This is a genomic window from Hyphomicrobium sulfonivorans, from assembly GCF_013306565.1.
GTDB lineage: Bacteria > Pseudomonadota > Alphaproteobacteria > Rhizobiales > Hyphomicrobiaceae > Hyphomicrobium_A > Hyphomicrobium_A sulfonivorans.
In genome coordinates, this window is record NZ_PZPO01000002.1 from 313418 (window position 1) to 333922 (window position 20505).

The 20505-nt window shown below is 61.6% G+C and carries 19 protein-coding genes; 12 read left to right on the plus strand and 7 right to left on the minus strand.

All coding sequences use genetic code 11. The features are described 5' to 3' along the window. The first annotated feature begins 122 nt into the window (after window positions 1–122). The 4 genes from hemH (at window position 123) to C6Y62_RS06570 (ending at window position 3426) form a co-directional block, all read left to right on the plus strand. A complete protein-coding gene (hemH, locus tag C6Y62_RS06555; protein ID WP_420844149.1) occupies window positions 123–1175 on the plus strand; it encodes a ferrochelatase in 1053 nt (350 codons plus the stop codon). A gap of 293 nt (window positions 1176–1468) precedes the next feature. After that, entirely contained in the window at window positions 1469–2461 is a 993-nt protein-coding gene (locus tag C6Y62_RS06560; protein WP_068460046.1) for an SPFH domain-containing protein, read from the plus strand. 103 nt (window positions 2462–2564) lie between these two features. After that, entirely contained in the window at window positions 2565–3020 is a 456-nt protein-coding gene (locus C6Y62_RS06565) for an NfeD family protein (RefSeq protein WP_068460044.1), read from the plus strand. After that, window positions 3007–3426: an NfeD family protein gene (locus tag C6Y62_RS06570; protein ID WP_173953268.1), complete on the plus strand. Its 420-nt coding sequence runs from the start codon at window positions 3007–3009 to the stop codon at window positions 3424–3426. The genes C6Y62_RS06565 and C6Y62_RS06570 overlap by 14 nt, the downstream gene beginning before the upstream one ends. Before the next feature lie 47 nt (window positions 3427–3473). Here C6Y62_RS06570 and C6Y62_RS06575 read toward each other — a convergent pair whose 3' ends face one another. Together C6Y62_RS06575 and C6Y62_RS06580 are read right to left on the minus strand one after the other, a co-directional pair. Next, a complete protein-coding gene (locus C6Y62_RS06575) occupies window positions 3474–4073 on the minus strand; it encodes an NAD(P)H-dependent oxidoreductase (protein ID WP_173953269.1) in 600 nt (199 codons plus the stop codon). Between the two features lie 150 nt (window positions 4074–4223). After that, window positions 4224–5249, minus strand: coding sequence for a KpsF/GutQ family sugar-phosphate isomerase (locus tag C6Y62_RS06580; RefSeq protein ID WP_173953270.1), 1026 nt, complete (start codon window positions 5247–5249; stop codon window positions 4224–4226). Window positions 5250–5435: 186 nt separating this feature from the next. Here C6Y62_RS06580 and C6Y62_RS06585 point away from each other — a divergent pair, with 186 nt between their 5' ends. Continuing rightward, window positions 5436–7226, plus strand: coding sequence for an outer membrane beta-barrel protein (locus C6Y62_RS06585; protein ID WP_173953271.1), 1791 nt, complete (start codon window positions 5436–5438; stop codon window positions 7224–7226). Window positions 7227–7286: 60 nt separating this feature from the next. Here the strand turns inward: C6Y62_RS06585 and galU are convergent, their stop codons facing one another. After that, entirely contained in the window at window positions 7287–8168 is an 882-nt protein-coding gene (gene galU, locus C6Y62_RS06590) for a UTP--glucose-1-phosphate uridylyltransferase GalU (RefSeq protein ID WP_068460037.1), read from the minus strand. 226 nt (window positions 8169–8394) lie between these two features. On the opposite strand from galU, the gene galE reads away from it, so the two are divergent. Together galE and C6Y62_RS06600 are read left to right on the plus strand one after the other, a co-directional pair. Next, window positions 8395–9387, plus strand: coding sequence for a UDP-glucose 4-epimerase GalE (gene galE, locus C6Y62_RS06595; RefSeq protein ID WP_173953272.1), 993 nt, complete (start codon window positions 8395–8397; stop codon window positions 9385–9387). Between the two features lie 221 nt (window positions 9388–9608). Further along, window positions 9609–10877 (plus strand): lytic murein transglycosylase, encoded by a 1269-nt coding sequence (locus tag C6Y62_RS06600; RefSeq protein WP_246274431.1) that lies wholly within the window; start codon window positions 9609–9611, stop codon window positions 10875–10877. A 403-nt stretch (window positions 10878–11280) separates the two neighbouring features. Here the strand turns inward: C6Y62_RS06600 and C6Y62_RS16720 are convergent, their stop codons facing one another. Then, window positions 11281–12471, minus strand: coding sequence for a glycosyltransferase (locus tag C6Y62_RS16720; protein WP_173953273.1), 1191 nt, complete (start codon window positions 12469–12471; stop codon window positions 11281–11283). 65 nt (window positions 12472–12536) lie between these two features. Between C6Y62_RS16720 and C6Y62_RS06610 the strand changes: the two genes are divergently transcribed. The 5 genes from C6Y62_RS06610 (at window position 12537) to C6Y62_RS06630 (ending at window position 16516) form a co-directional block, all read left to right on the plus strand. Further along, complete coding sequence (locus C6Y62_RS06610; RefSeq protein ID WP_246274433.1) at window positions 12537–13322, plus strand: alpha/beta hydrolase; 786 nt, start codon at window positions 12537–12539, stop codon at window positions 13320–13322. Between the two features lie 80 nt (window positions 13323–13402). Next, window positions 13403–13870 (plus strand): hypothetical protein, encoded by a 468-nt coding sequence (locus C6Y62_RS06615; protein WP_173953275.1) that lies wholly within the window; start codon window positions 13403–13405, stop codon window positions 13868–13870. A gap of 80 nt (window positions 13871–13950) precedes the next feature. Then, window positions 13951–14532, plus strand: a complete 582-nt coding sequence (locus tag C6Y62_RS06620; protein WP_173953276.1) for an HPF/RaiA family ribosome-associated protein — start codon at window positions 13951–13953, stop codon at window positions 14530–14532. A gap of 72 nt (window positions 14533–14604) precedes the next feature. After that, a complete protein-coding gene (locus C6Y62_RS06625) occupies window positions 14605–15987 on the plus strand; it encodes a YiiX/YebB-like N1pC/P60 family cysteine hydrolase (RefSeq protein WP_068460023.1) in 1383 nt (460 codons plus the stop codon). A gap of 10 nt (window positions 15988–15997) precedes the next feature. Beyond that, on the plus strand, window positions 15998–16516 hold the full coding sequence (locus C6Y62_RS06630; protein WP_173953277.1) for a hypothetical protein: 519 nt from the start codon (window positions 15998–16000) through the stop codon (window positions 16514–16516). A 180-nt stretch (window positions 16517–16696) separates the two neighbouring features. Here the strand turns inward: C6Y62_RS06630 and C6Y62_RS06635 are convergent, their stop codons facing one another. The 3 genes from C6Y62_RS06635 to queG all read right to left on the minus strand — a co-directional run bounded on the left by C6Y62_RS06635 (window position 16697) and on the right by queG (window position 20498). After that, window positions 16697–18310, minus strand: coding sequence for a hypothetical protein (locus tag C6Y62_RS06635; RefSeq protein WP_173953278.1), 1614 nt, complete (start codon window positions 18308–18310; stop codon window positions 16697–16699). A 170-nt stretch (window positions 18311–18480) separates the two neighbouring features. Next, entirely contained in the window at window positions 18481–19362 is an 882-nt protein-coding gene (locus C6Y62_RS06640) for an SDR family oxidoreductase (RefSeq protein ID WP_173953279.1), read from the minus strand. After that, the gene (queG, locus tag C6Y62_RS06645) at window positions 19359–20498 is read right to left on the minus strand and encodes a tRNA epoxyqueuosine(34) reductase QueG (protein WP_338074334.1); all 1140 of its coding nucleotides are present in this window, start codon (window positions 20496–20498) and stop codon (window positions 19359–19361) included. The genes C6Y62_RS06640 and queG overlap by 4 nt, the downstream gene beginning before the upstream one ends. Window positions 20499–20505: the final 7 nt, after the last annotated feature.

The window sequence follows — 20505 nt, forward strand, 5'->3', positions numbered from 1 at the left end:
CCTCACACGATTGGTCGATTTGTGCCTTAGCGTTGAGCTTGCATATTGGCTAAGGTACAGCCCGGTATAAACCGGCGCGATCAGTGCCGAGAGCTAGCCAGGATTTCCGACCCGTGAACGAGATAAAGCCTGCCGCGACCTTCCAGCCCGATCCGCGGTTCCGCCCGGCCGACCATCCGGAGGTCAAATGCGGACGCATCGGTGTTCTGCTGCTCAACCTCGGCACGCCAGACGGCACCGACTACTGGTCGATGCGGCGCTACCTGAAAGAGTTTTTGTCCGACGAGCGCGTGATTGAGGTGCCGCGATGGAAGTGGTGGCCAATTCTCAATCTCATCATTCTCACCGTCCGCCCCGGCGCCAAGGGCAAGGACTACGCCACCATCTGGAATAACGAGCTGGATGAAGGCCCGCTGAAGACGATCACACGCGGCCAGGCGGAGAAGCTCGCCGAAGCGCTCGGCCACGATGAGCGCATAGAGGTCGACTTTGCGATGCGCTACGCGAACCCAACGACTGAGAGCCGCATAAAGGCGCTGATGGATAAGGGGTGCGATCGCATCCTGCTGGTGCCGCTCTATCCCCAGTACGCCGCGGCGACCACGGCGACCGCAGCCGATCAGGCGTTCCGCGCCCTGATGAAGATGCGCTGGCAGCCCGCAGTTCGCGTCGCGCCGAGCTACCACGATGATCCGGTCTACATCGACGCTGTCGCCAACTCGATGCGCCAGGATCTGGCCAAGCTCGATTTCGAGCCGGAGATCATCATCGCGACGTTTCACGGTATGCCGCAGGCTTACCTGGAAGCGGGCGATCCTTACTATTGCCAGTGCCAGAAGACCTCGCGCCTCCTTCGCGCCAGCCTTGGATGGCCTGAGGAAAAGTGGTTGACCACGTTTCAGTCGCGCTTTGGCGATGATCCCTGGTTGCAGCCCTACACTGACGAGACAGTGAAGCGACTTGCCGCGGAAGGCGTCAAACGGCTGGCACTGGTCGCGCCGGGCTTCTCGGCGGACTGCCTTGAAACGCTCGAAGAGCTTGATGGCGAGAACCGCCATTACTTCGAGGATGGCGGCGGTGAAAAGTTCGCCTATTTGCCTGCGCTGAACGACAGCCCCAACGGGATCCGCACCATCGAGGCGGTCGTTCGCCGTGAATTGCAGGGCTGGATCTGATCGCCTGTCCACTCAGCTTGATCAGCAACTTTGCAATCTCCGCATCTTGAGGAAGGCGGCGACAATTTCGGTCGCCGTCGTGCCTCGTGCTCTGGCGCCGTGCACTGAAAAAGTGGCGGGCGACACTCGCTGGCCCGACGGTTGGCCATATTGCTGCGCCACCTGTCCGCCATACAGGCTTCGTCCGCAGCGCAGGCCTGTTTCATAACCGACTGTGGAAGCACCGTTTTTTAATATTGTGTTTGCCTCGGTGCGATAGCGTGCCGGGGCTGCATCTCACCTCCGGGGACTCCATGGAACCATCATTTTTCGCCGCCAACACCGGCTTTGAAGTGTTCGGCGTGCTGCTCGTCATTCTGGCAGTCGTCGTCCTGTGGTCGACGGTCAAGATCGTGCCCCAGGGAATGAATTACACGGTCGAGAATTTCGGCCGCTACACCCGAACGCTGACGCCGGGCCTGCATATTCTTGTGCCGGTGATGGAGCGTGTCGGCCACCGGATGAACATGAAGGAGCAGGTGCTCGATATTCCGAGCCAGGATGTCATCACGCGCGACAACGCGATGGTGCGTGTCAACGGCGTCACCTTCTTCCAGATCTTGAATGCGGCCCGCGCAGCTTACGAAGTGGATGCGCTGGAGCCTTCGATCGTCAACCTGACGATGACGAACATCCGTACCGTCATGGGTTCGATGGATCTCGACGAACTTCTGTCCAACCGCGATCAGATCAACGCGCGGCTTCTGCAGGTGCTTGATCAGGCGACGGAAGCCTGGGGCATCAAGGTCACCCGCATCGAGATCAAGGATATCGATCCGCCGCGCGATCTGGTTGATGCAATGGCGCGGCAGATGAAGGCCGAGCGTGAAAAGCGCGCGCAGATCCTTGATGCGGAAGGTTCACGCGCTGCGGAAATTCTGCGTGCTGAGGGTGAGAAGCAGGCCGTGATGCTTGAGGCCGAAGGCCGCAAAGAAGCCGCGTTCCGTGATGCTGAAGCGCGCGAACGTGCTGCCGAGGCGGAGGCGAGAGCAACGCAAATGGTTTCTGACGCCATCGCCGGCGGCAACGTGCAGGCCATCAACTACTTCGTCGCCAACAACTATGTGAAGGCCCTTGAATCGCTGGCCAAAGCCCCGAACCAGAAAGTGATTTTGATGCCGCTGGAGGCATCCTCGGTCATCGGATCGCTTGCAGGTCTGGCGCAGATCACCGGCGAGGCGTTCGGCAGTGGCTCGGGTGCATCTGCGCCGTCGACGCCACCGCGGGGCAGCGTGCCGCGCGCCTGAGGATCAGGCTTGCATGATGCAGCGCAGGCGGGATTGCACACATCCATGATGATGGTGTGGCGCGGTCCTGCTAAGCTCAGCCGATAGCGGTGGGAGAGGCCTGATGGGGTTGACCGAGTTTTTCTCAAGCCTTGGCGCGTGGAACTGGTTCATCATTGCGGTGGCGCTGTTCGTGCTGGAAGCGATTGTGCCCGGCGTGCACTTCGTTTGGTTTGGAGCTGCGGCTGCTGCGGTGGGGCTGTTCGGTCTGACGTTTGACGTCGCGTGGGAGTGGCAACTTATTGCCTTCGCCGTGCTGTCCTGCGCTTCAGTGTTTGCCGCCCGTCGCTATGCTGCGCCGGACATGGCAGCCAGCGATGAGCCGGATCTTAACTCCCGTGCTGAACAGTACCTCGGCCGTGTGGTGATCGTCGAAGAGGCTATCACCGAAGGGCGCGGAAAAGTGCGCGTCGGTGACACGGTCTGGAACGCGCAGGGTTCCGATGCGCCGCAGGGCGCGAGGGTCAGAGTTACGGGAGCGGTCGGAACAGTGCTCGTGGTCGAACATGCGGTCAATTAAACGGGACGCACGTCAGCCGGGCATGTTCGTGTGGCTGCTGGCTCTCGTCAGCCTCGTGCTGCCCGTTGTCGGCGTCGGATTGGCGCTCTACGGACTTTACCTCGTACTGGCCAACGGCGCGCAAGGCTGGCTGTGGGCGCTGAGCGGCGTGGGCTTGCTGATCGTCGATACGATCATCGATCGCAAGTGGGCATTCTGGAACCGCCGCGAGCCAGCTCTCAACCGTCGTACTGATTTGTTGATCGGGCAGGTCGTGACGGTGACGCAGGCCATTCCCGCCGATGGGCGCGGGCAGGTTGAAGCCGGTGATGGCGAATGGACCGCTGAAGGCACTGAAGCCGAAGTTGGCGAGCGTCTTCGTGTCAGCCAAGCAAAAAATTCCGTGCTTACAGTCGAGCGCTTGTAGGCAGTTCTCTCCGCAATCGGGGATGCAATGAACCCGCTTGCCGCCGTCTACGCCACGCCTTCGGCGCCGTTTGTGAGATGCTTGCGGATGGCTTCAAGCTGGTCGGCGATCGCGGATTTGTCCGGCGTGTCGAGCGCGTAAAAATCAAACCGGATGTTGTTCTGCAGGTTCGGCAGCAGCGTTGGCAGCGACGTGGCGAAGAATGTGCGCGTGGCGTCACCGCATGCGTCCGTCTCCTCTTCGTTGCGACCGTGAGTGACGATGACAACCATCTCGCGAATGTGCGTCAGTAGCGGTGAGATCTGATCGCCCTCGATGCGATACGCGATGCCCGGCCTCCACACCCGCTCGAAATATCCCTTCAGCAGCGCCGGCATGTCGTACATCCACACCGGCAGGATGAAGATGACGCGCTCGGCTTGACGCAGATGCTCGGCCAGATCCGTGAGATCGGCAGGGATGTCATCGCGGAAGAAGCTTGCGTATTCGGCCGGCGAGATGACTGGATTGAAGCGCGCCTGATTGAGATCGTCACACAGTACAGCGCGCCCCTGATCCTGAAGCGTCTGCGCCACCATTCGCGCCACTTGCCCGCACAGGCTCTGTTCAGAAGGGTGACAGGTGACGATGAGATCGGTCGACGGCATCAGCGCGATTTTCCAGCAGTGTTATTCCAGCAGTTCAATATGGGCATGAGCATGCTGCCGCTTCCTGAGCGCTATCAGTCTCCGCGAATGAAATGGCGCGGCAGCAAAGCGCATTCAGAGCTATGGGTAGCAGGGTAGCCAACCGGCAGCTTACGCAACGCCGGCCCGCAGCAGGTCATGGACGTGCACGATGCCCACCGGCTTGCCGCGTTCCACCACGAACAGCGCCGTGATGCGCGAGGCGTTGATCTGCTCAAGTGCGGCTGAGGCCAGCATGCCCGGCTTCACCGTCTTGGGCGATCGGGTCATGATGTCGACCGTTCGGCGCAGGATGAGATTTTCGCCCATGTGACGCCGCAAGTCGCCGTCGGTGACGATGCCGACTAGTTTGCCCTTCGCGTCCACGATGCCAAGGCAGCCGAGGCTCTTCTGCGTCATGGTGACGAGGGCATCGCTCATCTGATCGGTGTCGCGCGCGATCGGCATGCGTTCGCCCGTGTGCATCACGTCGGCGACATACTTGAGGCTGGCGCCCAGCGAGCCACCGGGATGGAACGCCTTGAATTCCTGTGGTGTGAAGCCGCGTGCTTCCAGCAGAGCGATGGCAAGGCAATCGCCGAGCGCAAGCTGCATGGTTGTGGATGTTGTGGGGGCCAGCCCGTGCGGACAAGCTTCCTTGGCGCGCGGCAGTTCCAGCACGATGTCGGAATGCTGACCGAGCGCTGATTCGCTGCGCGACGTGATCGCAATCAGCGGCACGTTATATCGGCGCGAGTACGTGATCAGCGGTTTGAGTTCGACCGTTTCGCCAGACCATGAAAGCGCGAGCAGAACGTCATCGGCGGTGACCATGCCGAGGTCGCCATGCGAGGCTTCCGTCGGGTGGACAAAGAAGGCGGGCCGGCCTGTTGAGGCGAAGGTGGCGGCGATCTTCTGGCCGACATGGCCGCTCTTGCCGATGCCCGTGACGACCACACGGCCCTTGGCAGCGCGCATCACCCGCACCGCTTCAGCGAACGCGCGCGCCATCTCACCCGTCAGCGCTTCGCGCAGGAGATTGAGGCCGTCGCACTCCAGATCCAGCGTGCGCAGTGCGGATGCAACGGGAAGCCTGCCGAGTTTCTTGTCGCCCTCAACGCTTTTCAAATTGCGCAAAGGCCCGTCGGTCGCTGTCATCGCCGTATGCCCCCGGTGGCTAAGTGTTAACAACTTCTTACAATTTTCAGGCGATGTCCAGCTCATGCAACACGTCTTGCACGTGTCTTTGGAGCCATCCCGGCCGTCAATCTAAACAGACCGTTAACCGACGCTCTTTAGCGTTCCAATGGTCTTGTACAGCGTTCGCGTGGTGGAATTTGTCACATGGGAGCGTCTGTGTCCGGCATCCGCATGATCGTGGGGCTTCTGTTCGGCTGCGCCGTTATTGTCGGCGCCGCGCGAATCTTCGCGCCTGCTCCGGCGGTGGCCCAGATCCTCGATCCGCCACAGCGCGCTGCTGAGCCGCGCCGGCCTCTCCTGCGCCCCACGCTTCCAGATGATTCGGTCTTCGAGCAGGAAGATCAAAACGCGTTCGATGACGGCCGCTTCGGGATCGATCAGCCCGCGCCGCGCCGGCCGCTGCTGCGTCCGGGCACCGATGATGAGGGCGAAGGCATCGAGTTGGGCACCGGCGTCGATAGCGGACAGGAACAAACCGCTCAGCCGGGTGCCGAGTCCGATGGATTGCCGGGCATGCTGCCGGCTGATGCGAACGCCGAGGATGGCCGCGGGCGCTTGACCATCGCGGGCGATGGCGATCCCGTTTCTCTGGCAGAACCACAGGCGCCGATGGATGGCGTCATCGATCTGTCCGAACCGGAAGCGCCGATGGAAGGCGAAGAAGATATCACGGCCGCGGACATGCGGTCGCCGGACGATGTGCGCGCGTTCGCGATGGAGCCGGCGGGGTACGATCCGCTTTTGCTGCAGGCCGATGAGATCAATCTCATCATGGGGCGCAGCAACTTCCAGGGCTTTGTGCTGGACCCGTTCCCGCAGCTCGGCACGCGTATCGGCAGCTTCACGCTCTATTCGAATTTGGATGCCTATTACGATTACAACAGCAACCTGTTCGCTTCGCCGTTTGCACTGGGCGACAGTTCGCTCGTGCTGCGTCCGGCGGGGCGACTGGTTTCAAACTGGGCTCGCCATGCTGTCGAACTGCGCGGCAGCGCCGATTTCAGCTTCCATGACCGCTACCCATCGGAGAACGACAAGGCATATCTGGTCGAAGGGCTTGGCCGACTCGACATAACCAGCCGAACGAACCTGCAAGGTTTGATCGCGCATCAGGAAGCGCAGGAAAGCCGCTCGGCGATCAACGCGGTATCTGTAGGCTCGCGGCCGAACATCAATGTCGATCGCTATCGCGCCGCGTTCAATCACCGTTTCAATCGTCTGTCGGTGCAGGCGCGTGGTTCAATCATCGATACATCGTATAGCGATGATGTCATTTTCGGCTTTTTGCAAAGCAACGCCGATCGCAATTACACGCTGTATGAGCAGGCGTTCCGTCCGCAATGGGAGTTCTCTCCTTATCTGTTCCTGTTCTCTGATATTGCGCTCAATCAGCGCGACTACAACGTCGCCACCTACTCCGATGGCATCAATCGTTCATCGCAGGGCGAACGCTATCGTGTCGGCGTATCATTTGGAAATGTGAGCGAAATCCTGCGCGGCAGTATCAGCCTGGGATACGGTCGCCAGCAGATCAACAATCATGAGCTGCCGGTGGTCGACGGACTGCTGATCGACGCCGATCTTGCATGGCAGGTTACGCCGCTCACCACGCTGCAATTCGTGGCGACAAGTGAGGTAGCGGAAACAACGACCGCAGGTTCGCCCGGCGTGATGGAGCGCACATACGGTCTGGAAGCGCGGCACTCTTTCACGCAAAACCTTGTCGGCATCGCAGGCGTAGGCTTCATGACGCGCGATTTCATTGGTGTTGGACAAACGGAAGATCAGTTCAGCGGGGCGGTGGGCGCCGACTATTATCTCAACCGTTGGGCGGTGCTGTTCGCACGCTATGAATATACAGACTTCAATTCGTCTTGGCCGGCTGGCAGTTACACGGCCAGCGAAATTCAGGCCGGTGTACGTCTGCGGCATTGATCGAAGCCGCAGACGTCACGTGGTGATGCAGGCGACGGCGTCAGTAATGGCGGCGTGGCGTCAAGCCAGCTTGGCCAATCCGGCTTTGAGCGCATCGGCAAGCTCAGGGCGCTCAAGTCCGTAGGCGATGTTCGCCAGCAGGAAGCCTAGCTTGGTGCCAGTGTCATAGATCGTGCCGTCGAAGCGTACGGCATGGAACGGTTTGCCGGCCTGAAGCATGGCCAGCATGGCATCGGTGAGCTGGATTTCGCCGCCAGCACCGCGCTCCTGCGTTGCCAGAATATCGAACACTTCAGGCTGCAAAATGTAGCGTCCGGTGATGTGCAGGTTGGATGGCGCGGTTCCCTGCTTTGGCTTCTCGACCATCTGGGCGATGCGCGAAACTTTCTCGCTGGCATCGTCAACGCCGACGATGCCGTACTGATGGGTTTCGCTTTCAGGCACGGGCGATACAGCGATGAGATTGCCGCCGTGATCGTTGTAAGCGTCCATCATTTCGGCCAGACAGCCATCGCCGCCATGGTGCAGCATGTCCGGCAGCAGCAGCGCAAACGGTTCGTCGCCGATGACTTCGCGCGCGCACCAAACGGCATGGCCCAAACCGAGCGGCGCCTGTTGGCGCATGAAGCTGGTGCAACCCGGACCAGGCAGGTCGCTGGCGAGCTCTTCCAGCTCTTTTATTTTGCCGCGCTGATTGAGCGTCGCTTCAAGTTCGGGCGCGTGGTCGAAGTGGTCTTCGATCGTTGCTTTGTTGCGTCCGGTGACGAATACAAAGTGCTCAATGCCGGCAGCGCGCGCTTCATCCACGACGTGCTGAATGACGGGGCGGTCGACGACGGTCAGCATTTCCTTGGGAATGGTCTTGGTCGCAGGCAGAAAGCGCGTGCCGAGGCCCGCAACCGGAAACACGGCCTTGCGAATGCGTTTGGACGTCACGGACATTGGAAACTCCCGGAAGCAAGTAGCTTGCGTTTTAAGGGGTTTTTGGGCTGTTGCGGAGTAGTCGGGCGAAGCTGAGCAGGTAACTGGCTCAGTTCTTGAAAGAGATGCGATATATCCTTGGGGGACGATCTGCGATGCGCGGTCGCTTGAATCAAGGCATAGTTAACGCCCCGTATTGGTGCGAATTTCGGCGATCGACGACAGCGTTGGGAAGGTGTGAACCAAGATGACCATCCTCGTTACCGGCGGTGCCGGATATATCGGCAGCCATATGGTTCTTGAGCTGCTGGACAGCGGCGAAAATGTGGTCGTCCTCGATAATCTTTCGACCGGCTTCCGGTGGGCTGTGCCGGAGCTTGCCACTCTCGTTGTGGGCGACATCGGCGATCAGGAACTGGTCCGCAGCATCGTGCGCAAGCATGGCGTGAAGGCGATCATTCACTTTGCCGGTTCGATCGTTGTGCCAGAGTCGGTCGTGGATCCGCTGGGCTATTATCATAACAACACGGTCAAGTCGCGCGCCCTGATGGAAGTGGCGGTTGAGCTTGGCATCGAACATTTCATCTTCTCCTCGACAGCGGCGGTGTACGGCAACCCGCAGGAAATTCCTGTGCGGGAGGACGCGCCGCTGGCTCCGGTTTCGCCGTACGGGTCGTCCAAGCTGATGACCGAAATCATGCTGGCTGACACGGCTAGAGCCCACAATTTCCGGTATGTTGCTTTGCGTTATTTCAACGTGGCGGGGGCCGATCCGAAGGGACGCACCGGCCAGTCCACACCTAACGCAACACACCTGATTAAGGTTGCCTCGGAAGTGGCGCTGGGCAGGCGGCCATACATCGAAGTGTTTGGCACCGATTACGAAACTGCGGATGGCACTTGCGTGCGCGACTACATCCACGTCACCGATCTGGTGCGCGCGCACATGGCTGCCCTGCGGCATCTGCGCGATGGCGGCACCTCGGAAATCTTCAACTGCGGCTACTCGAAGGGCTTCTCGGTTCTTGAAGTGATCGACGCTGTAAAGCGTGTATCGGGTTCGGACTTTGAGGTGCGTCTGTCGCCGCGCCGGGCTGGCGATCCGGCGGCGATTGTGGCGGCATCGGACAAGATCCGCGTGCGGCTGGGATGGCGCCCCGAATTTGACGATCTGGACACGATCACCCGTAATGCGCTGGCCTGGGAAACGCATCTGAAGCAGTTCAAGGACGCGAGTTGAGCGACCGCGCGACATCAAAAGTTAGCGCGTGTTAATGGCGGTTAACGCCCGTTTATCTTGAGGGGCCGAAAAATGCGCCTATTTAAGGCGCATATGTTTTCGTTGCGGCTTATCCCCGTTCCGATGATCGGGCTGCAATCGGTCAGGTCGATGTTCGGAGCGGGCCGCTCCGCAACAGCCTCGCCGTCCAAGTTCAAATTCACCAGAAGGATCGATCGACGATGAGCATCCTCCGAAATGGCATGCGCGAAGTCATCTCGCACGCCGTTGCAATGGCCGCTGTCGCCATGCTGCTGACCGCTGCGGTATCCGCTCCGGCAGCGGCTGAGACCTGGGATGAGTTTGTCAACGGACTGTGGCCTGAAGCTGAGGCGCAGGGTGTCTCGCGCAAGACGTTCGATGATGCCTTCCGTGGTTTGAAGCCCGACCTGTCGCTGCCTGATCTCATCGTGCCGGGCAAGAAGCGTGATGACAGTGCTGGCCAGGCCGAGTTCACCAAATCGGCGTTTGAATATCTGAACCCGAAGTATCTCTCGTCGCTCTCGGAGAAGGGACGCAAGTTCCTCAAGGACCACGAGAAGGAAATCATCGAGATCGAACGCCGGACAGGCGTTGATCGCTACATCATGGTGGCTATCTGGGGCCGCGAGACGGCATATGGCCGTCACAAGCTTCCGCACGATGCCATCCGGGTGCTTGCAACGCAGGCCTACACCGGCCGCCGCAAGGACCAGTTCCGCGCTGAAATTCTCGCAGCACTGAAGATGCTGCAGGAAGGCGTGCCGCGCGAGAAGATGCGCGCCTCGTGGGCCGGTGCCGTTGGCCAGACGCAGTTCATGCCGACGGAATATTTCCAGCATCTTGAAGACGGCGACGGCGACGGCAAGGTCGACATTTTCGATTCCGTTCCCGATGCGCTTGCATCCGCTGCGCGCCAGCTTGCCAACAAGGGTTGGGTGCGTGGTCTGCGTTGGGGCTATGAGATTGATCTGCCCGCAAACGGCGACTGCTCGCTTGAAGGCCCGCCCGGCGAGCGCACCATTGGCGAATGGCGCAAGCTGGGTTTGAAGCGGCACGGCAAGACACCGTTCAAGCCGGCTGAAGACAGCATCAGCGCCTATCTGATGATGCCATCGGGCTCGTTCGGTCCGGGCTTCCTGGCGACGGAAAACTTCAAGGTCATCCGCCTCTACAACACATCTGACCTCTACGCGCTGTTCGTTGGCGATCTGGCCGACCGGATTGCAGGCGGCGGCGGCTTCCATGTGCCTGCCGCGAAGGTTGCGCAGCCGCGCACGGCGCAGGTGAGCGAGATACAGGCGCGGCTTGCCAAGCTTGGCTACGGCATCGACATCGTGGACGGCAAGATCGGGTCCAACACGCGGCGTCAGGTTGGCACGTATCAGAAGGCGAGCGGCCTGAAGATCACCTGCTGGCCGACCGAAGATGTGCTTAAGAGCCTGCGGGCCAACCCGGCCAGCAACCCATAACAAGAGATGCTGGCACCAGCGACTCCGCTCCGCGGAGCTGGCCGCCGGTGCATGATGGCATCGCATCCGCAGCGGCCCCGCGCGCAGGAACATTGCAGATCCTGCGCGCTTCACCCGTTGTGGCGATCCCGCCCCCCCCCTCGCCGGGAAGGCGATATGGGACGCGACCGCTTGCGCTAGAAAACCGCGGGCCATGTCGCTGCTGGTCGCCTAACTAAACGTCCTCCCGGCGCAGGCCGGGGTCTACGCAAATCTGCGCCATGATGCGGCTGGAAGGATGCTCTTCCGGCACCGCACATGCTATTTCAGCTGATTGAGCGTTGAAGCTGGGTTCCGCAACAGTCTGCACCGGCGGCCGGCTCCCCAGCGGGGAGTCGCCGAGCGCCCAAAAAAGAAGAGCCGATTAGCGCAGCGCCGCCATCTGCGTGTTGAGCAGGCTGTCGTAGACTTCGAGCGTCTGCTGTTTCATCTGCTCCAGTGAATAGGACGTCAGCACGTGCTGGCGCGCGCGTGCGCCCATCTGCGCGCGTTCGGCCGCCGACATCGAAAGCGCTTCACCGATGGCCTTTGCCAGCGCGGCTTCATCACCCGGTGGAACCAGCCATCCGGTGGCGCGATCGGCAGGACAGCCAGGACGTCCGCGCACGGTTTCAGGTGGGGCGCCGATTTCGGTTGCGATCACCGGCGTCGCCATCACCTGCGCCTCGGTGGCGGTGCGTCCGAATGCTTCGGGCTCGATGGACGCTACAACGGAAACATGGGAAGCGCACAGCGCGGCGGGCATGTCGCCCTCGTGGCCGACGAGACGCACGCGATCCTTAAGGCCCGCGTCATTGATCTGCTGCTGCAAGGCATCCCGATAGGCGCTGCGGTTCTGTGCATCGCCCGCCAGAATGAACACGACATCGTCGATCGTATTGCCACGGGCAAGCAGCTCCGCCGCGCCGATAACGACCTTTTGTCCCTTCCACGCGGTGAGACGTGCTGCATGCAACACGACGCGCTGGCCCGGTTCGACACCCCAGCGGCGGCGCACGGCGGCGACGCGTTCGGGCTCAACCGCTTCAGGATTGAAGTGGGCGCCATCGACGCCGCGATAGATCACCCGCAGTTTGGCGCCGGGGGTGCCGTAGCGCATGCGGATGAGGTCGCTGGTGTAATGGGAATTGGCGATGACGATGTCGCCGCGCGCCATGACGCTGTTGTAGAGGCTCTTTAAGGATGACTTTTCAGAATAGGCGCCATGGTAGGTGGTGACGTAGGGCACGCCGGTGCGGCGAGCGGCCAGCAAGGCGCTCCAGGCGGGGGCGCGGCTACGTGCGTGGATGAGATCGACGCCATCCTGGCGCACAATGCCGGCGATGAGATGGGCGTTCCAGATGATGTGCAGAGGGTTCTTGGTGGCGGCGGCAAAAAACCGTACATCGGCGCCGGTGTCGCGTAGCCGTTGCACCATGCGTCCGCCCTCGGTCAGAACGATGCACCGCCCGCCTGCGGACTGGACGGCATCGGCAATCTCTATGGTAGAGAGTTCCGCGCCGCCGGTATCAAGCTCCGGTATGATCTGAAGTACGGTCGGGCGCTTCTCGGCCACAAGCTAGTCCTCCGCCATCGAAAGGGTTGTTTAGATTGAGTGAGAGCCAACCGCAATTCCTCCAATTGGGTCGAGGTGAAACTGTTTCGGAGCGACGCATCGCCTATCGGGCCGATCCGCCGGCTGCGGGCAATGCCGAGGGCATCAGCCTGTTTTGGCTGTCGGGCTACAAGTCTGACATGGGCAGCACGAAGGCCACCGAACTGGCAGCCTTTGCGGCGGCTAACGGCTATGGCTGCACCCGCTTTGACTATTCGGGCCATGGCATTTCCAGCGGCGAATTTGAGAATGGCACGATCGGCTCGTGGCTGGAAGAAGCGCTGACGGTGTTCCGCACCGTTACCAGCGGGCGCCAGATCGTGGTTGGTTCCAGCATGGGCGGCTACATCGCGCTGTTGATGCTGCGCCGTCTGCTGGCGATTGCGCCGGAGCAGGCTGCACGCATCGCGGGCGTTGTGCTGATCGCGCCGGCCTGGGACATGACCGAAGAGCTGATGTGGAAGCAGTTCGATCAGAAGGCGCGGCGCGATCTGGAAGAGACGGGCGTGTTTCTGCTGCCGTCGGAATATGGTGAGCCCTATGCGATATCCCGCGCACTGATTGAAGAGGGACGCAGCCATCTGATGGGGCGCCGGCCGTTCGATCCGGGCCGTCCGGTTGTCATTCTGCAGGGGCGCTTCGATACGTCGGTTCCGATCAGCCATTCGCGCGCGCTGGTGGGTGTGCTGGAAGGTGGCTGGGCGGAGTTTGTAGAAATTCCAGACGGCGATCATCGGTTGTCGCGGCCGCAGGATATATCGCTTCTTTTTACCAAAATCGACGAGATGATCGTGCGGGCGAATTTCAAGTAGCCGGAGAGAAAAAAGAGGGATCGACAGAAGCTTCGGTCCGTGGAAAGCTGGTGTTCGAGTGATGGAATGCGAGCACCGCCATGACGAATGCGGGCCCTGGCGCCCTCAGAGTCGCATGTGAATTTTTCTCTCATCCCGCGGTGATTGCCGCCGTCGGAGCCGAAGTCGAGTTCGGCCTGAACGTCAAAAGCACGCGGTGGAACCCGGCAGACATTGCAGCGGGCCACCGCGGTGCTCACCAAGCTTCAAAACACAATTCGCACCACGATCGGCGATCGGTTCATCCGCACGCGCAGCTAACGTTGCAGCGCACGGGGAAGGCTTTCGCTTGTTGTCAGCCGTTGCAGATGTCGACGCCGCAAGCACGCGCGGTGACGCTGTCGTCGTATCCGGTCAATCCAAAACACCAGGAGGACAATTGCATCGCAATGCGATGCTGCGCGTCGCGTGAACCAAAAAATCGAACTGTGGTTGCAGCAGAGGAGTTCAACGTGCGCACGACAATTAAAATTGCCGCCAATGTTGGAGGATTTGCGCGACATCAATGATCACACCGTCGCCTTAGAGCGACCATGGATTTGCGCTGAATTTTACGATTGTCACGATCACAGAAAACAGGAGAGCGCCTATGGAGAGAGCCCTGCAAATCGTCTTCAAGAACGTGGAGAGCTCAGCTTCCCTGGAGAATATGATCCGCATGCGAGCGGACCGTTTGAAGAAGTTCCACCCCAACATCATTGGCGCGCGCGTGGTGGTGAGCGTGCCGCACCGCGCGTCGGAAGCCGGCAAGCTTCCGCTCGGCATCGCGGTTGAGGTGGAGGTGCCAGGTCACAACACGGTTGTGGCCAAGGGCGAGCAGGAGCGCGCCGACGCCAAGGGCGAAAATACGGCGGTGGTGAACCGCGTGTTCGAGGCGATCGAGCGGCAGCTCGGCCAGATCATGGCGACGCGTAAGGGGGCCGTGAAGCAACACGCCTCGGCTGGCGATACCGGCATCGTGGTGCGGATGTTCCCGGATGAGGACTATGGCTTCATCGAGGTTAAGGGCTCGCCGGACCTCTATTTTTCCCGTGATGCCTGCGGTAACGGGGCGTTCGAGGACATAAAGGTGGGGGCGATGGTGCACGTGCTGCGCTCGCCGGCGGAAGGGCCGATGGGGCCGCAGGCAAGTTCGGTCAAGCTGCTGGACGCCGCCCGCAGTCCTTCATGATGTTGCGAACAAGCATCCGTCGTCTTTCTCCGCCATGCTAAAGGAGGTGCAGGGATAACAGGGGAGGCACGGATGCTGCAGACAACGCCCGGCGGCAGGCTGGCGGAGGATTTGGCGCGGATCGAGGAGATCGCAGCGCGTCCGGCAGCCACCGCACGGGAACTGGCAGCGAACCTGAATGAGCTCTATGCGGCGACGTATGAGCTTTGTCTCGACCGCTACGAGCTCGACACGCTGCTGCACTCGGCGCCGGAAATTGCGCAGGCCATCTTTGCGATGCGCCTCCGTCTGCGCAGCCAGATTGCCGACTGGCACGCGCGCGGATTTCTGACGCGGCCGGGCGAGCGCGCATTGCGCAACGCGCTGCGCATTGCTCGCTATGTCACCGACATGATGGGCGAGATCAACATCCGCTACGCCCAGCTCGGCCCGAACGAGAAAACGCTGCGCGGCTTCAGCGGCCGAAGCTTCAACACATTCGTCAATCCGAAATTCGAGACCGGCGAGGACATCGATTTCCGCACCGGCGATCTGCTGCTGATGCGCGGCATGGCGCACAACAGCGCCGCGATTGCGCGTATCGGCGATGTCGACAGCCAGTTCAGTCATCTGGCGATGATCTATACCGACGCCAACGGCAAGCATTGGGTGGTGGAAGCGCTGATTGAAACGGGCTCGGTTATCAATCCGCTGTCCGAAACGCTGCACCACGGGCTTGGCCGCTGCATCGTGTTCCGCCATCGCGATCCGGAACTGGCGGCGCGCGCGGCGGCGATGATCTATCAAACCATCGCCAAGTCGCATCAGAAGCGCAACGGCCACATCTGGTACGACTTCTCGATGGAGCTGGAGGGCAACAAGGAGCTTTTTTGCTCCAAGCTGGTGCGTGAGGCGTTCCGGCTGGGCAGCGAGAACAAGGTCGCGCTACCGACATTCATGACGCGCTTCGACATGCGCAACCGCGACTTCGTGGATCGCATCGGCGTAACTGCGCGCGAAACGTTCGCGCCCGCCGACATCGAAATGGAGCCCGACTTCGACGTGGTGGCGGAGTGGCAGGACTATCGCGTCACCTCGCGCCTGCGGTTGCAGGATCTGCTGATGGATCAGCTGTTCCACTGGATGGAAACGCACGACTATCGGTTCGAGGAAGATTTTCCGATCCGCCTGATCGGCTGGATGGGGCAGATGTCGGGCCAGCTTTCGACGCGCGCCAAGCAACTGATCGCCGATGTGGTGCCGACCGTGCCGCCGAATATGACGCGCTCTGCGATCAAGGCGGTGGCGATGCTGCATCGGACGGCCGAGCCGCTGCTGGATGAATTGCAGGCGCTGGAGCGTCGCCGCATTGACCGCACCGGTCGGCCGCTGCATCCGCGCGAGGTTTATGATTTCCTGGAAACGAAGCGCGAAAGTTCGAACGGCGCGATCGGCTATCTGGCGACGGCGCGGTGAATATAGCGCGATGAACTATTTTCACACGGACATGCGTCCCCCGGACTCTACGGGCGCGCCCTTGAAACCGTTAGATATTGTAATCTTGGGGGAAATTCCCGAGCACTACTGGGTCGACAGTGAGGATCAATCGCTCAGAAATTACGCAGGGTGCTATGGCTTGGTGACCTATCGCGGTGAGGGTCCAGTTTTTGATCCATACTACTTGGGGGACCATAGTCATCCGGGCTGGGTGAATGGAGATGGGAGCGTCGTTAATGTTTTGAGCCGTCGTCTTTGTGACAACGCGATCTGCTCCGCGGAATTTTGGATGCCTCCGGCGAATTTGCAGAAGATTCCCTATAACTCGCTGATAGTCGACTTGTTTGCTCAATATCCTTGGGAAATGAACGATACAACCGGGCCAAGTAGCCGCCTATTCATTACAAACAAAGTGCAGGAATTCGCCTACCTAAAACGCATATTAGAAACTCCGTTAGACCGACTGCAACGCGCGCACGCGGCTGCTGTTGCGATGCTCGATGAGTAGCACGACACGCTCAAATTACCGAGATGACGGGCGGGGGTGCGGCTCGCTGAGACTTACCCGTGGCTAGCATTCGGGAAGAGTAACCGCTCCTTTGGGACTTTCTCAAACGCGCGAGATACTCCAAGCGCTTTACCACGGTGGCGATGCGCCGATTGGCCAGGCCGCCGCCGACGTAATTCATCAACGTGTGCGCACCGTAGTGTCCCAACTGCCGTAGGTGGCGCTGGTGGCGGGGAGGCCGGCGTCGAGGGCGTGTTCAAGCGCGCGCGATCCGGCGGCTTCAGCGACCTGCTCCGGTACGATCCATGCGCGGTAACGCGACGCGACGATCGGTGTGGCGCAGGACAGCTGTCCGTTACGTGCCTGGCATGAGGTGTCGGGTTTAACAGAGCGGATCTCGCGACGGTCGTGGCGCAGCATGCCCATGTCCACCGGCTGGATGGTTGTGTTGGCGGACGGCAGCAGCACGCCGCGGAACACGCATGTTGTGTCGTTGCGGCAGACGCCAGCGTTGCGGCCCAGCGTGTTGCCGGGGCCGAGCGTCTTGTTACGGTTCATCGCCGTGGCGGGCATGGTTGAACCGTTGCTGACGTAGCAGCTATCGGCGACGCACAGGACGGGATTGGCCGTCATCTTCTTGCCCATGAAACCATGGCGGCGCGCGTCCATTTCGATCAGCACCGTGACACGCTGCGGATAGGTGTTCGCAGCGGCGGGACGAGTGCGCGCAGCGGTGTTTGCTTTGGCAGCAGGCATAGCCGCAGGCACGGAGGTTTTGACCGCAGGCGCATCGATGAAAGGTGAAGCGGGCGGCAATGCATCGGGGATGGGGCCGCCCAGGCTGCTGCGTGCGCCCATGTCCGGCAACGGACGCGTGCCGGGCTGCGCAAGTGGGCGAGCGCTGGCTTCGCGAACGGCGCGCGCTTCCTGCGCATCGCGGGCTTCCCGTGCTTCGCGGGCAAGACGGAATTTTTCAGCGATGCGGCGCGCTTCATCCTCGCGCGCAGCTTCCAGCGCTGCGCGTTGCTTGGCGGCGGCGGCATCGGCGGCGCGCTGTTGCTGGGCAAGACGCTCTTCCTGCGCGCGGCGCTCTGATTCGGCGGCCTGTGCCTTGCGCTTCAGCTCGGCAACGCGCGCTTCCTCATCGCGGCGCTGCTTCTCGGCGGCTTCAGCCTGACGACGGATTTCGGCGATGCGTGCTTCTTCGGCGCGCTTTTTCTGCTCGGCAGCCTTTGCAGCTGCGGCAAGGCGCTGTTCATCGGCGATGCGCTGCTGTTCCACTTCGCGGATCAGCCGTTCGGCTTCCGCGCGGCGGGCGATTTCAGCCTTGCGATCCATTTCTGCGCGTTGACGGCGTGCTTCCTCGGCGATGCGCTGTGCGTTGTCGCGCGCAAGTTTACGCTCGGCCTCGATGCGCTTCTTTTCTGCGCGTTCCTGTTCGGCGAGCTGGCGCTGCTTTTTCTCCGCTTCCGCCTTGCGCAGCATTTCGGCTTCGTCGGCGGCGCGCTGGGCTGCAACGCGTGCTTGCTCGGCAGCGGCGGCTTTCTCGCGCCGCGCACGGGCCTGCGCAGCATCACGCTCGGCGGCAGCTTTCTGTTGGGCGGCGAGACGTTCGGCGGCGCGCTTTTCCTGCGCGGCAATTTTTGCGCTGTCATCGGCCGCGCGTGCAAACTTTTCAGCCAGCGAGTGTGCGGGATCGTCGGCTGCGGCGAGATGTGGGAGCGCCATGACGGTTGCTGCGAACGCGATGGCGCATGCTGCGCCGTTGCCGAAGCTTTTCGCCGTTGATCGCATGATGCCCCTCGCCCTGAACAACCGTTTGGAAGCCGCGCTTCCTGTCGCTGCAATTGCGACGCTATGCTTGCAATAAAGCCAAGCGCGGTTGAACGGGGGCTGAACGGCGGCGTTCATGCGGCGGGTGGGAGCGATTGCGTGGTGGATTGTTTCGTGGACGGCGGGTGCAATCAGACGGAAGCGCCGCTGACGATTGCGCGCAAGCCTTCGCGATAGTTGGGATATTTCAGTTCGACGCCGAGTGCTTCGCGGATGCGCCGATTGCTGACGCGGCGGTTGTCGGCATAGAAGCTGATTGCCATCGGGCTGAGATCGGCTTCCTCGAACGGCACTTCGGGCGGCGGCGGCATCTGCAACAGTTCGGCCGCGTAGGTGATGACATCCTGCGGTGGTGAAGGCTCGCCATCGGCGACGTTATAGATGTCGTGCGTGCCGCGCTCGATGGCAGCGCAGACAACGGCGGCGATGTCATCGACGTGGATGCGGTTGAACACCTGTCCCGGCTTGATGATGCGATGCGCGGTGCCCTCGCGCATCCGTTCGATGGCGCTGCGTCCGGGACCGTAGATACCGGCGAGGCGGAAGACCTGCGCGGTGGCGCCGATGCGTTTGCCGAACGCCAGCCATTCAGCTTCCGATGCAATGCGGCGCTGGCCGCGGGCGGAGGTGGCGCGCGGTGGCGTTGTCTCGTCGATCCATTCGCCGTCGCTGTTGCCATAGACGCCGAGGGTGGAGAGATAGCCGATCCATTTCAGGTTGGGCGCGTGCTCCAGATCGGCGCGGTGCTGGACCAGCAGCGGATCGCCATCGATGCCGGGCGGAGCGGACAGCAGGATATGCGTTGCGTCGCGCAGCGCTGCGCCGAGTTCTGCGTTGGGCTGCGTGCCGTCGAACAGGAATGCATCGTAGCCCGATGCAGCTATGGCTTCGACGCCAGCGGGCGTGCGTGCCGTGCCGGAGATGCGCCAGCCATCGGCGGCGAGCCGCTGGGCGATCCGGCCGGCGCTGTAGCCAAGCCCAAGGCAAACAAGGTGGCCATTTGCTTGGGTCATTGGGCGTGTTCCTCCATGTGCCGCCATTCGGCGCGCACGTCGCTGTCGTGTTCGCGCGCAAGATGACGATGGCGCAGTGTTTCGCCGACATCATCCCGCGTCAGCTCGCGCAGTGCCCATACGGCCATTGCGCGCACCAAAGGCGATGCGTCGCCGAGCAGTGGTTCGACACGCGCGATGAGATTGCGATCACCGGAGTTGCCGGCGGCGATCAGCACGTTGCGGATGAAGCGGTCTCGACCCGTACGTTTGATCGGCGTGCCGGCGAAACGCAAACGGAAGGTGGCGTCGTCAAGCAGCAGCAACTCATCAAGCGGCGGATTGTCGGTCTCGGCGCGGGCGGCGAAGCGGGCTTCGCGCGCGGACTGCGCGAACTTGTTCCACGGACACACGGCGAGGCAATCGTCGCAGCCGAAAATGCGGTTGGCCATCGGGCGGCGGAACTCGGCCGGGATGTGGCCTTTGTGCTCGATGGAAAGGTAGGCGAGGCAGCGGCGCGCATCGAGCTGATAAGGTGCGGGAAACGCCGACGTGGGGCAGGCGGTGACGCAACGCCTGCAGCTGCCGCAGTGGTCGGGTTCAGGTTCATCGGGCGGCAGTGGCGCGCTGGTGAAGATAGAGCCGAGGAACAACCACGAGCCATGTTGACGCGACACCAGCATGGTGTTCTTGCCCTGCCAGCCAAGCCCTGCGGCGGCGGCGAGCGGCTTTTCCATCACCGGCGCGGTGTCGACAAACACCTTTACATCGGCGCCGGCCTGCGCTGCGAACGCGCCCGCAAGCTGCTTCAGCTTGCCCTTGAGGATGTCGTGATAATCCTTGCCGCGCGCATAGACCGAGATGATGCCGCGATCAGGCTCATCCAGCAGGTCCATGGGATTTTCATCCGGCGCGTAACTCATGCCGAGCATGATGATCGACTGCACCTCGGGCCAGAGCTGCTGCGGGTTCGCACGGCGATCAGCGTGGGCCTCCATCCAGCCCATGTCGCCGTGGTGGCCCTTGCGCAGATACTCGGCCAGGCGCTCCGGCGCGGCTGCGATGGCATCGGGGGTGGTGACGCGCACAGCATCGAAGCCGAGCTCGCGCGCGTGCGCGAACAGCTTGTCCTTCAGTTTTTGAGCGCTGTCGGTCACGGCACAA

Bases quoted from the DNA above. Each gene is read 5' to 3' on its own strand.
- C6Y62_RS06620 (WP_173953276.1), top strand. From the start codon at position 13,951: ATGGAGAGAGCCCTGCAAATCGTCTTCAAGAACGTGGAGAGCTCAGCT.
- C6Y62_RS06600 (WP_246274431.1), top strand. From the start codon at position 9,609: ATGAGCATCCTCCGAAATGGCATGCGCGAAGTCATCTCGCACGCCGTT.
- C6Y62_RS06560 (WP_068460046.1), top strand. From the start codon at position 1,469: ATGGAACCATCATTTTTCGCCGCCAACACCGGCTTTGAAGTGTTCGGC.
- C6Y62_RS06640 (WP_173953279.1), bottom strand. From the start codon at position 19,362: ATGACCCAAGCAAATGGCCACCTTGTTTGCCTTGGGCTTGGCTACAGC.
- C6Y62_RS06580 (WP_173953270.1), bottom strand. From the start codon at position 5,249: ATGACAGCGACCGACGGGCCTTTGCGCAATTTGAAAAGCGTTGAGGGC.
- galU (WP_068460037.1), bottom strand. From the start codon at position 8,168: ATGTCCGTGACGTCCAAACGCATTCGCAAGGCCGTGTTTCCGGTTGCG.
- C6Y62_RS06615 (WP_173953275.1), top strand. From the start codon at position 13,403: ATGACGAATGCGGGCCCTGGCGCCCTCAGAGTCGCATGTGAATTTTTC.
- C6Y62_RS06625 (WP_068460023.1), top strand. From the start codon at position 14,605: ATGCTGCAGACAACGCCCGGCGGCAGGCTGGCGGAGGATTTGGCGCGG.
- C6Y62_RS06635 (WP_173953278.1), bottom strand. From the start codon at position 18,310: ATGCGATCAACGGCGAAAAGCTTCGGCAACGGCGCAGCATGCGCCATC.
- C6Y62_RS06565 (WP_068460044.1), top strand. From the start codon at position 2,565: ATGGGGTTGACCGAGTTTTTCTCAAGCCTTGGCGCGTGGAACTGGTTC.
- galE (WP_173953272.1), top strand. From the start codon at position 8,395: ATGACCATCCTCGTTACCGGCGGTGCCGGATATATCGGCAGCCATATG.
- C6Y62_RS06585 (WP_173953271.1), top strand. From the start codon at position 5,436: ATGGGAGCGTCTGTGTCCGGCATCCGCATGATCGTGGGGCTTCTGTTC.
- C6Y62_RS06575 (WP_173953269.1), bottom strand. From the start codon at position 4,073: ATGCCGTCGACCGATCTCATCGTCACCTGTCACCCTTCTGAACAGAGC.
- C6Y62_RS06630 (WP_173953277.1), top strand. From the start codon at position 15,998: ATGAACTATTTTCACACGGACATGCGTCCCCCGGACTCTACGGGCGCG.
- C6Y62_RS06570 (WP_173953268.1), top strand. From the start codon at position 3,007: ATGCGGTCAATTAAACGGGACGCACGTCAGCCGGGCATGTTCGTGTGG.